This is a genomic window from Burkholderia sp. AU33803 (assembly GCF_002223095.1).
Classification (GTDB): domain Bacteria; phylum Pseudomonadota; class Gammaproteobacteria; order Burkholderiales; family Burkholderiaceae; genus Burkholderia.
The window spans coordinates 1,085,599-1,098,993 of sequence record NZ_NKFJ01000004.1 but is presented as its reverse complement, the minus strand read 5'-3'; the positions used below and the strand labels follow the sequence as shown (position 1 = coordinate 1,098,993).

Below are 13,395 nucleotides of genomic sequence, written 5' to 3'. Positions count from 1 at the left end.
GGGCGGACCTCCTCCTTAGCCGCGCAGGCGCGCACCGGCACGAGCCATCCGCTCGACCAGCGTCTGGATCGCCTGATCGACGACCTCGTCCTGTAGCGTGCCAGCCGCGTCCTGCAGCGTCACGCGGAAGGCAAGGCTCTTCTCGTGCGCGGCAAGACCACCGGAAGTATTTGATTTTGCACGAAATTCGTCGAAGAGTACAACCTTCTGAACGAATCGGCAGGCCTCTTCGGCAAGCGCCTTCTTCATTTCGTCGAAAAGTGCCTGAACCTCGACCGCCTGATCGACGACAACGGCGATATCGCGACGAACCGGCGGGAATTTCGATACGTCGGTCGGCGCGGGCAACGCACGTGCAATCAGCGCGTCCGCGTCCACCTCGAACATCACCGGCGCGTGCGGCAGCTCGTACTTCTGCATCAGGCGCGGGTGCAGTTCGCCGATCCAGCCGACCGCACGGCCATCGACTTCGATGCGCGCGCTGCGGCCCGGATGGAGGGCCGGATGCTCTGCCTTCACGAAGCGTGCGGTTGCGGGCGCGAGCAGTGCCTCGAGATCGCCCTTCACGTCGAAGAAATCGACCGCGCGGGTTGCCGTGCCCCATTGCTCGTCGAGCGCCGGACCGTACGCAAGCGCACCGACGCGCTTCGGCTGCACGTAGCCCTCGACCGTCAGCTCGCCGGCCTTCGCCGCCGTATCGGTGAGGAACACGCGGCCGGCCTCGAACACGCGCACGCGATCCGCGCGGCGGTTCAGGTTGTGGCGCAGCACGGAAATCAGGCTGCCGAACAGCGTCGTGCGCATCACCGACAGCTGGCTCGCGATCGGATTCAGCAGGCGAATCGGATGGTCGTTGCCCGCGAAATCCTGCTCCCACTCCGCATCGACGAAACTGAAGTTGACGGTTTCCGCATAGTCGCGCGCGGCGAGCGCGTGACGGATGTCGTGGATCGAGCGCCGCGTCTCGTTGGTCGCGCGCATTTCGCTCGTGGCGACCGGCGGACGCGCCGGGATCTTTTCGAAGCCGTAGATGCGCGCCACTTCCTCGATCAGGTCTTCCTCGATCTCGATGTCGAAGCGATGCGACGGCGGCGTGACGAGGAATGCGTCGTCTTCACGCTCGAACGGCAGCCCGAGGCGCGTGAAGATGCTGGCGATCTCGTCGGCGCCGATCTGCACGCCGATGATGCGGTTCGCGCGCGACACGCGCATCTTCACCGGCGCGCGCTGCGGCAGGTTCACGGACTGATCGTCGACCGGGCCGGCCTTGCCGCCGCAGATCTCGAGAATCAGTTGCGTGATGCGCTCGACGTGCTCGACGGTCGTCGCGTAGTCGACGCCGCGCTCGAAGCGATGCGCCGCATCGGTCGAGAAGTTGTACTTGCGCGCGCGGCCGCGGATGCTGTCCGGCCACCAGAATGCGGCTTCCAGATAGATGTTGGTCGTATCGAGCGTGACGGCCGTGCTGTCACCGCCCATGATGCCGGCCAGGCTTTCGACCTGACGGTCGTCCGAAATCACGCCGACCGTTTCGTCGAGTTCGACCGTGTTGCCGTTGAGCAGCTTCAGCGATTCGCCGCGCTTGCCCCAGCGCACCTCGATGCCGCCGTGGATCTTGTCGAGATCGAACACGTGCGACGGGCGGCCGAGCTCGAACATCACGTAATTCGAGATGTCGACGAGCGCCGACACGCTGCGCTGGCCGGAACGCTCGAGGCGCTCGACCATCCACTGCGGGGTCTTCGCATGCGCGTTCACGCCGCGGATCACGCGACCCGAGAAGCGGCCGCACAGATCGGGCGCGGCAATGCGCACGGGCAGCGTTTCGTCGAGTTCGACGCGCACCGGGCGGATGTCGACCGGCGTCAGCGGTGCGCCGGTGATCGCAGCCGTCTCGCGGGCGATGCCGAACACGGACAGGCAATCCGCCTTGTTCGGCGTCAGCTTGATTTCGAAGATCGTGTCGTCGAGATTGAGCGTCTCGCGGATGTCCTGGCCGACCGGCGTGTCTTCCGGCAGCACCATCAGGCCGCTGTGGTCCTCGGACAGCTTCAGCTCGCGTGCCGAGCACAGCATCCCCTGGCTCTCCACGCCGCGCAGCTTCGACAGCTTGATCGCGAACGGCTTGCCGCCCTCTTCTGCCGGCGGCAGTTCCGCGCCGACCAGCGCGACCGGCACCTTGATGCCGGGCGCGACGTTCGGTGCGCCGCAGACGATATTCAGCGTCGCGCCGGTGCCGGCGTCGACCTGGCAGACATTGAGCTTGTCCGCATCCGGATGCTTGACGACTTCGAGCACGCGGCCGACGACGATCTTCGACGTCGGCGGCGCAGCCTTGCTCAGCGATTCGACTTCGAGCCCCGCCATCGTCAGCGCGTGCGACAGTTCGTCGGTCGTCAGCTGCGGGTCGACAAAGGTTCTCAACCAGGATTCAGGGAATTGCATGGATGTCTACGTTCGAAACAGGTTAGATCGACGCCCGGGCCCCTCGGAAATGTCCGTCGGGGCGTGCACGGGCACAGGTCGGCGCGGCGCGCGGCGTTACGCGAACTGGCGCAGGAAACGCAGGTCGTTCTCGAAGAACAGCCGGAGATCCTGGACGCCGTAGCGCAGCATCGTCAGGCGCTCGAGGCCGCTGCCGAACGCAAAGCCGATGTAGCGCTCGGGATCGAGGCCCATGTTGCGAATCACGGTCGGATGCACCTGCCCCGAACCGGAGATCTCGAGCCACTTGCCGGCGTTCTTGCCTTGCTCGAACATCATGTCGATCTCGGCCGACGGTTCCGTGAACGGGAAATACGACGGACGGAAGCGCACGAGAATGTCGTCGCGCTCGAAGAATTTTTTCAGGAAGTCGGTATAGACGCCCTTGAGGTCGGCGAAGCTGATGTTTTCGTCGATCCACAGCCCCTCGACCTGATTGAACATCGGCGAGTGGGTCGCATCGCTGTCGACGCGATACGTGCGGCCCGGCGCGATCACCTTGATCGGCGGACGGTTCATGCGCGCGTAACGCACCTGCATCGGGCTCGTGTGCGTGCGCAGCAGCAGCTGGCGGCCGTCGGCATCCTTGCCTTCGACGTAGAAGGTGTCCTGCATCGAACGCGCCGGATGGTTCTCCGGGCTGTTCAGCGACGTGAAGTTGTACCAGTCGGTCTCGATTTCGGGGCCGTCGGCCACATCGAAACCGATCGAGCCGAAAATCTGTTCGACACGCTCCCACGTGCGCATCACGGGGTGCAGGCTGCCTGCACCGGCGCCGCGGCCCGGCAACGTCACGTCGATCGCTTCGGCGGTGAGGCGCTGATTCAGCAGCGCGTCGGCCAGTGCCTGGCGACGGGCGGTCAGCGCGGCTTCAACCTGCTGCTTCGCGACGTTGATGCGTGCGCCTTCGGTCTTGCGTGCTTCGGGATCGAGCTTGCCGAGGCCCTTCAGCAACTCGGTCAGCGCACCCGACTTGCCGAGAAATCGTGCTTTCTCGTTTTCGAGCGTGGTGATGTCGGCAGCCTGTTCGAAGGACTGCTGCGCGTCGGCGACAATCTGGTCCAGATCCATAGATCCCATCATTTCCAACGTCATTCGGTCTTGGCGAGCGAAATCGCCCACCAAACAAAAAAGGGGCTCGGAAGAGCCCCGTTTTCGCTGCAGCGGCCGAGACTACCGGAACCTCGCTGCAACTAACCACGCAGTGCTAATTTCGCAATTAGGCTGCAACGGCGGCTTTCACCTGCTTGACGATCGCAGCAAAAGCAGCCTTGTCGAACACCGCCATGTCGGCCAGAACCTTACGGTCGAGTTCGATCGACGCCTTCTTCAGGCCGTTGATGAACACGCTGTAGGTCATGTCGTGCTGGCGAACTGCCGCGTTGATACGCGTGATCCACAGTGCGCGGAACACACGCTTCTTGTTGCGGCGATCGCGGTACGCGTACTGACCAGCGCGCATCACCGCCTGCTTGGCGATGCGGTAGACGTTATTGCGGCGGCCGCGATAACCCTTGGCCAGGTTGATGATCTTCTTGTGGCGGGCCCGTGCGGTTACCCCACGTTTGACTCGAGGCATGTTTCTCTCCTTAGAGTATCAGTTAGGGGTTACGCGAACGGCAGCATCGCGCGGACGGAGTTCAGATCGGAATCATGAACTGCCGTTGCGCCGCGCAGGTGACGCTTGTTCTTCGTGGTTTTCTTGGTCAGGATGTGACGCTTGAAGGCTTGACCGCGCTTGACGGTACCGCCCGGACGCACCACGAAGCGCTTTGCAGCACTCTTCTTGGTCTTCATCTTAGGCATGACGAACAACTCCAGTTTATTAGATGGCGATGGGTGTGCGGTTGGCTTGCGCCCTTGACCCGCCCTTCGAAACCCAGTCCACTTGTGTACGGCAAACCGCTTGCGCAGCCGCCGTCATTGCTGGCGCGCCGCCCTGACCGGGCAACGCGCCGAACCTCTGCGAACCTGCGCGCGACGCGCGCGGGCCCGTTACTTCTTTTTCTTCGGCGAGAGCACCATGATCATCTGGCGCCCTTCCATCTTCGGCATCTGCTCGACCTGGCCGACTTCCTCGAGATCCGTGCGCAGACGCTCAAGCATCCGCATACCGATTTCCTGGTGAGCCATTTCGCGGCCGCGGAAACGCAACGTGATCTTCGTCTTGTCGCCTTCTTCGAGGAAGCGCACGAGATTGCGGAGCTTGACGTTGTAGTCACCGTCATCGGTACCCGGGCGGAACTTGACTTCCTTGACCTGGATGACCTTCTGCTTCAGCTTCGCTTCGTGCTGCTTCTTCGACTCCTGGTACTTGAACTTGCCGTAATCCATCAGACGGCAAACCGGGGGAACCGCTTGCGGCGCGATTTCCACCAGGTCAACATCCAGTTCTTCCGATTTACGGAAAGCATCAGCGAGTTTTACGATACCGAGCGGTTCGTTCTCGATCCCGACCAGGCGCACTTCCGGCGCAGTGATTTCACCGTTGATGCGGTGCGACGACTTATCAGTAGCGATGTTACGTTTCCTCTAAAAATTAAAAAAACGAGCCGCGCTGCCAGGGCGGTTACTTGAACGAGCGCAGGTCTTCCTGCAGACGCTCAACGAAGGCTTCGACCGGCATCACGCCAAGATCGACGCCGCCACGGGCACGCACGGCTACCGTTTGCGCATCACGCTCCTTGTCCCCCACGACGAGGAGATAAGGCACCTTTTCCAGCGTGTGCTCGCGTATTTTATAGCTAATCTTCTCATTGCGCAAATCGGCCGTCACTCTAACCCCTTGTTTTTGCAACGATTGGGCCAGAGATTGCGCATATTCGGCCTGACTTTCGGCGATATTGAGCACAACTGCCTGGAACGGCGCGAGCCAGGCCGGCATCGCACCAGCGTGGTGCTCGATCAAAATGCCGAGGAAACGCTCCATCGAACCGACGATCGCACGGTGCAGCATCACCGGACGGCGACGGCTGCTGTCATCCGCGACATACTCGGCGCCGAGGCGCTCCGGCAGCACCATGTCGAGCTGCAGCGTGCCGCACTGCCACGAACGGCCGAGCGCATCCTTGATGTGGTATTCGATCTTCGGACCGTAGAACGCGCCTTCACCCGGCAGCTCTTCCCACGTGAGGCCGCACGCCGTCAGCGCGTCGCGCAGGCCCTGCTCGGCGCGATCCCAGGTCTCGTCCGTACCCGCGCGCTGCTCCGGGCGCAGCGACAGCTTGATGTCGATGTGATCGAAACCGAAGTCCTTGTACACGCTCATCGCCAGCGTGTTGAACGCGATCGATTCCGAGATGAACTGGTCTTCCGTACAGAAGATGTGCGCATCGTCCTGCACGAAGCCGCGCACGCGCATCAGGCCGTGCAGCGCGCCCGACGCCTCGTTGCGGTGGCACGAACCGAATTCCGCGTAACGCAGCGGCAGGTCGCGGTACGAGCGCAGGCCGTGCTTGAACACCTGGACGTGACCCGGGCAGTTCATCGGCTTGATCGCGTAGTCGCGCTTCTCCGACTCCGTCGTGAACATGTTCTCGCGGTAGTTCTGCCAGTGACCCGACGCTTCCCACAGCGAGCGGTCCATGATCATCGGCGTCTTGATCTCGAGGTAGCCGGCTTCGTTCACGCGGCGGCGCATGTACTGCTCGACCTGCTGCCACAGCGCCCAGCCCTTCGGATGCCAGAACACCATGCCCGGCGACTCTTCCTGCATGTGGAACAGGTCGAGCTGCTTGCCGAGCTTGCGGTGGTCGCGCTTTTCCGCTTCCTCGAGCATGTGCAGGTACTGGTCCTGGTCTTCCTTCTTCGTCCAGGCCGTGCCGTAGATGCGCTGCAGCTGCTCGTTCTTCGAATCGCCGCGCCAGTACGCGCCGGCGACCTTCATCAGCTTGAAGACCTTCAGCTTGCCGGTGGACGGCACGTGCGGGCCGCGGCACAGATCGGTAAAGCCGCCGTGCGAATACAGCTTGATTTCGTCGCTTTGCGGAATCGACTCGATGATCTCGGCCTTGTACTTCTCGCCGATGCTGCGGAAGTAGCCCGCCGCTTCGTCACGCGACACGACTCGGCGCGTCACGGGCTCGTCCTTCTTCGCGAGCTCCTGCATGCGCTTTTCGATCTTTTCCAGATCTTCGGGCGTAAACGGGCGGTTGTACGAGAAGTCGTAATAGAAACCGTTGTCGATCACCGGGCCGATCGTCACCTGCGCGTCCGGATACAGTTCCTTCACCGCGTACGCGAGCAAGTGCGCCGTCGAGTGACGGATGATGTCGAGGCCGTCGGCGTCCTTGTCGGTCACGATCGCGAGCGACGCGTCGCGGTCGATCACGGCCGACGTATCGACGAGCTCGCCATCGAGCTTGCCACCAAGCGCAGCCTTCGCAAGGCCGGGACCGATCGAGGCTGCAACCTCGGCAACTGTCACCGGATGCTCGTATTGTCGAACTGAGCCGTCAGGCAAGCGTATCGAAACCATAGCAATCTCCGTGATGCCGACAGTGGGCGGCAGACCAGGTACGCGATATAAAAATCACGCGGGAAAATTTCACGACAAAAAAAATGCGGCCCCGCTTTCGAGGGGCCGCATTCGATACTTCACTCAAACTGAAAGGGCGAAAGGGTTCCTCGACTAGCGTCGCTCCGAAAAAGTTTCGGTCAACGTTCGCGGTGTCATAACCGTATTCGCCTTGTTCGCGTTGAGTTATTTGCTGCATCGAACACCCGGCAAGCGGGCATTCTCAATTCGTTGGTAGGCTCGATTGGACTCGAACCAACGACCCCCACCATGTCAAGGTGGTGCTCTAACCAGCTGAGCTACGAGCCTAGTGAAGCTAAGATTATATGGAGCCCTTACCCGCTTGGCAAGTATTTTTATGCGGTCGCAGCAGAATAACGGTGTTCGAACCCCACATCAGGCCTTCCGCCCCGCCCGCACGACGCCCTGCACCTCGCCGAGCAGCGTGCACGCGCGCTGCACCTGCGCCGAATTCGACACCTCGACCGTGAACTGCATGAATGCCGCATTGCGGCGGCTCTGCGTCTTCACGCCCACGACGTTCATCTTCTCGCGCGCAAACACTTCGGAGATGTCGCGCAGCAACCCTTGCCGGTCGCTCGCCTCGATCATCAGGTCGACCGGATAGACGGACGCACCGCGCCCGCCGAGCACGTCGGCCGACCAGGTCGTCTGCAGCACGCGCTCCGGCGCGCGCTCGACCATACGGCGGAACGTCGGGCAATCGGTGCGGTGGATCGACATCCCTTTGCCGCGCGTGACGAAACCGCTGATCGGATCGGGCGGCGCCGGACGGCAGCAGCGCGCGAGCTGGGTCAGCAGCGCGTCGACGCCCACGACCAGCACACCGGTCGACGCGCCATGCGCCACGCTCGCGCCGCTGCTGCGTTTCTCGAAATCGGCAGGCGCCTCGGGCGCCGGCTCGGGCGGCGGCGCATCGGACAGCGCGTGCTCGACATTGCGCAGGCTGAACTCTTCCTTGCCGACGACCGAGAACAACTCCTCCGGCGACTTGAAGCCGAGCTTCGCGGCGAGATTGTCCAGGCTGACCGACGTCTTGCCCTCGCGTTGCAGCGTCTTTTCGACGAGCGCGCGGCCATGCGCGACGTTTTCTTCCTGCTCGATCGAGTTGAACCACGCCCGCACTTTCTGACGCGCGCGCGGGCTCTTCATATAGCCGAGCTGCAGGTTCAGCCAGTCGCGCGACGGCCCGCCCTCCTTCACCGCGACGATCTCGACCGTCTGGCCGTTTGCGAGCGGCGTGTTGAGCGGCACCATCGCGCCGTCGACGCGGGCGCCACGGCAACGATGACCCAGCTCGCTGTGCAGGTGGTATGCGAAATCGACCGGCGTCGCGCCCTGCGGCAACGCGATCACGCGCGCCTGCGGCGTCAGTACGTAGATGTGATCGTCGTCGAGCGACGTCTCGCGCAATTGCGCCCACGCCTTGTCGCCGGACTTTTCCGCGCCGTCCTCGACGTCATCCTTCCACGCGAGCAGCTGGCGCAGCCATGCAATCTTCTCGTCGTACTTGTCGCTTGCCGAGAACTGGCCGCCGTAGCCGCGCGCGCCGGCTTCCTTGTAGCGCCAGTGGGCGGCGACGCCGTACTCGGCGAAACGGTGCATCTCCTGCGTGCGGATCTGCACTTCGAACGCACGGCCATCGTCGCCGATCACGACCGTGTGCAGCGACTTGTAGCCGTTCGGCTTCGGCCGCGAGATGTAGTCGTCGAATTCCTTCGGCACCGGCTGCCACAGGTGATGCACGATGCCGAGCACCGCGTAGCAATCCTTGATGTCCGGCACGATCACGCGAAACGCGCGCACGTCGTAGAGCTCGGAGAAGTCGAGTTCCTTGCCGCGCATCTTGCGCCAGATGCTGTAGATATGCTTCGGCCGGCCGCTCACGTCGGCCTGGATGTGCGCATCCGCCAGTTCTTGCTGCAACCGGTCGATCGCCTGCGTGACGTACGCTTCGCGCTCGATGCGTTTCTCGTCGAGCAGCTTCGCGATCCGCTTGTAGGTGACGGGATCCTCGAAGCGGAACGCAAGATCCTCGAGCTCCCACTTCAATTGCCAGATGCCGAGACGGTTCGCGAGCGGCGCGTAGATCTCGAGCGTCTCGCGCGCGACGTCGGGCGGCGGGTCGATCTTCGCGGCCGCGTAGTAGCGCAGCGACTGCAAGCGCGACGCGAGCCGGATCAGCACGACGCGGATGTCCTGTGCGAACGCCAGCAGCATCTTGCGCAGCGCCTCGATCTGCGTGCGCCGCTCTTCGGCCGCATCTCGCCCGGCGTCGGCCCCCGCGTTCTGCGCGGCTCGCAGACTGACGGTACCGAGCCGCAACAGCTTGCGCACGTCGGACACGAGCCGCGCCACTTCGTCGCCGAAACGCTCGGTGAGCTCGCGCTCGGGGTCGCTCAGGTGCGGCGTCAGCACGAACAGCGCGGCCGCCTGCATCGCGGACGGATCGACATTCAGCGTGCGCATGATCGACGCCGTGCCGGCCGAGTGATCCGCGAGCAGTTCGCCCGACGACAGGCGCACGTCGCCGGCCCGCTCGCGCACGAACGCGAGCACGTCGTCGAACGACGGCGCCGCGACGGGGGAGGCGGAAACGGACTCGGTCATTGCTCGGCCTGGCGAAATGCGATCATCGTCGGGTGACGTTCAGTTCAGCTCCGCTGCGCGGCGACGACCACGATCTCGACGAGCAGCGCGGGATCCGCGAGCTTCGCCTCGACGGTGGCGCGCGGCGGCGTGTTGCCCTGCGCGACCCATGCATCCCACTCCGCATTCATGCCTTCGAAGTTCGCCAGATCCGAGATGTAGATCTGAACCGACAGCAGATGCGCCTTGTCGCTATTCGCTTCGGCGAGCAGGCGATCGATGTGGCCGAGCACTTCGCGCGTCTGGCCCCTGATGTCCTGCGTGGTGTCTTCGGCGATCTGGCCGGCCAGATACACGGTACCGTTGTGGATCGCGGTTTCGGAGAGACGGGCCCCGACGTGGTGACGAATGACTGCCATGGAATGTTCCGGTCGTGAGTGGATGGAGATTCGGGCGGCGGCACGGCCCGCGTGCCGTCGAACCGCATATTATGACGCGTTTATGCGCCGCCTTCGACGAAAAACCGCCGCGCGAGCGCAATCTGGCTTGCGTCGATGAACGCCGGCGCGTGGCCCGCCCCTGGAATCTCGGCATGGGTCACATGCCGGCCGCGACGCTCCATCTCGGCCACCGTCTCGCGCGACAGCAGGTCGGACGTCTCGCCGCGCACGACCAGCAACGACGCGTTCGTCGTCTCGATCGCGTGCCACAGCGCGGCCTCGCCGAGCGCCGCCAATTCGGGCGTCGTCGCCTTGAACGGTTCGGCGATGCGCGGATCGTAGCGAACCGTCCAGCCCCCTTCGGGCAGCTCGCGCAGCAGCGGCCCGTTGATCTCGCGCCATTCGTCGGCGGTCAGCGCCCCGAACGGCAGCGACAGCGACGTCAGATAGTCGATGCCCTCCTGCCGGGTCGCAAAGCGCGGCTGCACGCCGAGATATTCGCCGATGCGCGTGAGCGACTCGGGTTCGATGCGCGGGCCGACGTCGTTGACAATCATCCGGCGCAGCGGCGAACCCGGTAGCCCCGCGAACGCCATGCCGATCAACCCGCCCATCGACGTACCGAACCAGTCGACCGATTCGACGTCGAGCCGCGCGATCAGCGTCACCATGTCGGACACATATTGCGGGATCGCATAGAGCCGCGGGTCGGCCAGCCAGTCCGACTGGCCGCGCCCGACGACATCGGGGCAGACGACGCGATACGTATCGGACAGCGCAGCGGCGAGCCCGTCGAAATCGCGCCCGGAACGGGTCAGGCCATGCACGCAGACCAGCACGCGCGGGTTGGCGGGATCGCCCCACTCGGTATAGGCGACGTGGTGAAGGCCGGCCGCGCTCGCACACTGCACGCGCCGCTGGCGAGGAACCTGGGAATTCGCTGGGGTCGTTGGCATCGTTGGCATCCTGTCGAACGGGGGCGACGCGCAGGGCAACGCATGCGACGCCCGATGCAAACGATTGTAAACCGCTTCAGCCGCACGGGTCCGCTCGCCGGGCACCCGACAATCGGCCGGACGGAGGACACCATGACAAACGCCCCGCATGCCGTCGTCCGGCATGCGGGGCGTCGAAGCTGCGCGTACGCGCGGAACCTTATGCGACCGCGCTGACGTCGAGCGGCGCGCCCGTCTTCGCCTGGATCTCGTCGACGCTCACGCCGTCGGCGAGTTCAAGCACCTTCAGGCCCGACGGCGTCACTGCGATCACGCCGAGATCGGTGATGATCAGGTCGACCACGCCGACGCCCGTCAGCGGCAGGTTGCATTCCTCGAGGATCTTGTGCTGGTCGCCCTTCGCGACGTGCTCCATCAGCACGACGACGCGCTTCACGCCGGCGACGAGATCCATCGCGCCGCCCATCCCCTTGATCATCTTGCCGGGGATCATCCAGTTCGCGAGGTCGCCCTGCTTGCTGACCTGCATTGCGCCGAGGATCGCCAGGTTGATGTGGCCGCCGCGGATCATCGCGAACGAATCGGCCGACGAGAAGATCGACGAACCCGGCAGCGTCGTGACGGTCTGCTTGCCGGCGTTGATGAGATCGGCGTCGACTTCGTCTTCGGTCGGCGACGGGCCGATGCCGAGCAGGCCGTTCTCCGACTGCAGCCACACCTCGACACCTTCCGGCACGTGGTTCGCAACGAGCGTCGGCAAGCCGATGCCGAGGTTCACGTAGAAGCCGTCCTGCAATTCCTTCGCCGCGCGCGCGGCCATCTGGTCACGATTCCAGGCCATGTCAGTCTCCTTTGGCGCGTACGACGCGTTGTTCGATGCGTTTTTCGGGCGTCGCGTTCAGCACGATGCGCTGCACGAAAATCCCCGGCGTGTGGATGTGGTCCGGATCGAGCGCGCCGTTCTCGACGATCTCCTCGACCTCGGCGACGGTGATCTTGCCGGCCATCGCGCACATCGGGTTGAAATTGCGCGCGGTGCGGCGAAAGATCAGGTTGCCGGACTTGTCGGCCTTCCAGGCCTTCACGAGCGCGACATCGGCCGTCAGCGACGGCTCGAGCACGTAGTGGCGATCGCCGAACTGGCGCGTTTCCTTGCCTTCCGCGATCACGGTGCCGTAGCCCGTGTTCGTGAAGAATGCCGGGATGCCTGCACCGCCCGCGCGCAGCTTTTCGGCGAGCGTGCCTTGCGGCGTGAATTCGAGCTCGAGTTCGCCGGCCAGGTACTGACGCTCGAACTCCTTGTTCTCGCCGACGTACGACGAGATCATCTTCTTGATCTGGCGCGTTTCCAGCAGCAGGCCGAGGCCGAAACCGTCGACGCCCGCGTTGTTGCTGATGCAGGTGATGCCCTTGACGCCCGTATCGCGCAACGCCGCGATCAGCGCCTCGGGAATCCCGCACAGGCCGAAGCCGCCCACCGCGAAGGTCTGTCCGTCGCGGACGATCCCTTCCAGCGCGGCAACCGCGCTTGGATAGACTTTGTTCATCAGTTGTCCCTTCCTCTATGGAAACCAGCGAAACCGGTTCACGCGCCCACGTGGCCCGCAAGCCCGCCGCATCATTCTATGCATGCACGGCGATGCCTGCGTCGAGGCGCGCTGTTTTTATACCGCGGCAAACCGCCACGAGATGCCTGAAAGGGTACGATGCGGCGCGGATGCGGCACAATACGCAAAAATACATAAGCGTTTGCCTCCGCTTGCCTGCGCCATGCCCGCTCTCGATTACCAGACTGCCTTCCACCTCGCGCCGCTCGGCCTCGTGCTGTCGCGCGACCGCGTGATCGAGGACTGCAACGACGCGCTCGCGTCGATCTTCCGCTGCGCGCGGGCCGACCTGATCGGGAAGTCGTACGAGGTGCTCTACCCGTCGACGGACGAATTCCAGCGCATCGGCGAGCGCATCGCGCGCGTGATGGCCGCGAACGGCATCTACTCGGATGACAGAATCATGAAACGGGCGGACGGCGAACTGTTCTGGTGCCACGTCACCGGCCGCGCGATCGATCGCACCGCCCCGCTTGCGGCGGGTGTGTGGACCTTCGAGGATTTGAGCGCGACGCGCCGGGTCGCCGTCGAACTGACCCCGCGCGAGCGCGAGATCGCCGCGCAGCTCGCGACCGGCAAGACCAGCAAGCAGATCGGGCGCGTGCTTGACATCAGCTCGCGCACGGTCGACATCTACCGCGCACGGCTGATGCGCAAGTACGGGACCAACAATACGCCGGAGCTGCTGCAGCGCCTGCTCGGGCAGTGAGTGACAGCGCCCGGATGACAATCGGCCGCACACGGCGGCCGATTCGGGAAACAACGGGTATCGCGTGCCGCCC

General features: G+C 64.1%; 12 protein-coding genes and 1 tRNA gene. 1 reads left to right on the top strand and 12 read right to left on the bottom strand.

From position 1 onward, the window contains the following. Positions 1 to 15: 15 nt before the first annotated feature. From pheT to CFB41_RS07510, 12 genes are all read right to left on the bottom strand, one after another. Positions 16 to 2,445, bottom strand: coding sequence for a phenylalanine--tRNA ligase subunit beta (pheT, locus tag CFB41_RS07570; RefSeq protein ID WP_089456087.1), 2,430 nt, complete (start codon positions 2,443 to 2,445; stop codon positions 16 to 18). Positions 2,446 to 2,541: 96 nt separating this feature from the next. Continuing rightward, the gene (pheS, locus tag CFB41_RS07565) at positions 2,542 to 3,555 is read right to left on the bottom strand and encodes a phenylalanine--tRNA ligase subunit alpha (RefSeq protein ID WP_006486107.1); all 1,014 of its coding nucleotides are present in this window, start codon (positions 3,553 to 3,555) and stop codon (positions 2,542 to 2,544) included. A gap of 148 nt (positions 3,556 to 3,703) precedes the next feature. Further along, positions 3,704 to 4,063 carry a 50S ribosomal protein L20 gene (gene rplT / locus CFB41_RS07560; protein WP_004192938.1) on the bottom strand — a complete coding sequence of 120 codons (360 nt, stop codon included), beginning with the start codon at positions 4,061 to 4,063 and terminating at the stop codon, positions 3,704 to 3,706. Between the two features lie 29 nt (positions 4,064 to 4,092). Beyond that, on the bottom strand, positions 4,093 to 4,290 hold the full coding sequence (gene rpmI, locus CFB41_RS07555; RefSeq protein ID WP_004191477.1) for a 50S ribosomal protein L35: 198 nt from the start codon (positions 4,288 to 4,290) through the stop codon (positions 4,093 to 4,095). Between the two features lie 189 nt (positions 4,291 to 4,479). After that, positions 4,480 to 5,004: a translation initiation factor IF-3 gene (infC, locus tag CFB41_RS07550; protein ID WP_071734130.1), complete on the bottom strand. Its 525-nt coding sequence runs from the start codon at positions 5,002 to 5,004 to the stop codon at positions 4,480 to 4,482. A gap of 49 nt (positions 5,005 to 5,053) precedes the next feature. Further along, positions 5,054 to 6,961: a threonine--tRNA ligase gene (gene thrS / locus CFB41_RS07545; RefSeq protein ID WP_089439878.1), complete on the bottom strand. Its 1,908-nt coding sequence runs from the start codon at positions 6,959 to 6,961 to the stop codon at positions 5,054 to 5,056. A 271-nt stretch (positions 6,962 to 7,232) separates the two neighbouring features. Continuing rightward, positions 7,233 to 7,309, bottom strand: a tRNA-Val gene (locus CFB41_RS07535). 87 nt (positions 7,310 to 7,396) lie between these two features. Then, entirely contained in the window at positions 7,397 to 9,631 is a 2,235-nt protein-coding gene (locus CFB41_RS07530; RefSeq protein WP_089456086.1) for a bifunctional (p)ppGpp synthetase/guanosine-3',5'-bis(diphosphate) 3'-pyrophosphohydrolase, read from the bottom strand. Between the two features lie 44 nt (positions 9,632 to 9,675). Continuing rightward, positions 9,676 to 10,029: a RidA family protein gene (locus CFB41_RS07525; RefSeq protein WP_027784253.1), complete on the bottom strand. Its 354-nt coding sequence runs from the start codon at positions 10,027 to 10,029 to the stop codon at positions 9,676 to 9,678. 80 nt (positions 10,030 to 10,109) lie between these two features. Then, entirely contained in the window at positions 10,110 to 11,006 is an 897-nt protein-coding gene (locus tag CFB41_RS07520; protein ID WP_089456085.1) for an alpha/beta fold hydrolase, read from the bottom strand. 199 nt (positions 11,007 to 11,205) lie between these two features. Continuing rightward, positions 11,206 to 11,847, bottom strand: a complete 642-nt coding sequence (locus CFB41_RS07515; protein WP_089456084.1) for a CoA transferase subunit B — start codon at positions 11,845 to 11,847, stop codon at positions 11,206 to 11,208. Between the two features lies 1 nt (position 11,848). After that, positions 11,849 to 12,553 carry a CoA transferase subunit A gene (locus tag CFB41_RS07510; protein WP_089456083.1) on the bottom strand — a complete coding sequence of 235 codons (705 nt, stop codon included), beginning with the start codon at positions 12,551 to 12,553 and terminating at the stop codon, positions 11,849 to 11,851. Positions 12,554 to 12,776: 223 nt separating this feature from the next. Between CFB41_RS07510 and CFB41_RS07505 the strand changes: the two genes are divergently transcribed. After that, positions 12,777 to 13,322: a LuxR C-terminal-related transcriptional regulator gene (locus CFB41_RS07505; protein ID WP_089425197.1), complete on the top strand. Its 546-nt coding sequence runs from the start codon at positions 12,777 to 12,779 to the stop codon at positions 13,320 to 13,322. The last annotated feature ends 73 nt before the right edge of the window (positions 13,323 to 13,395 follow it).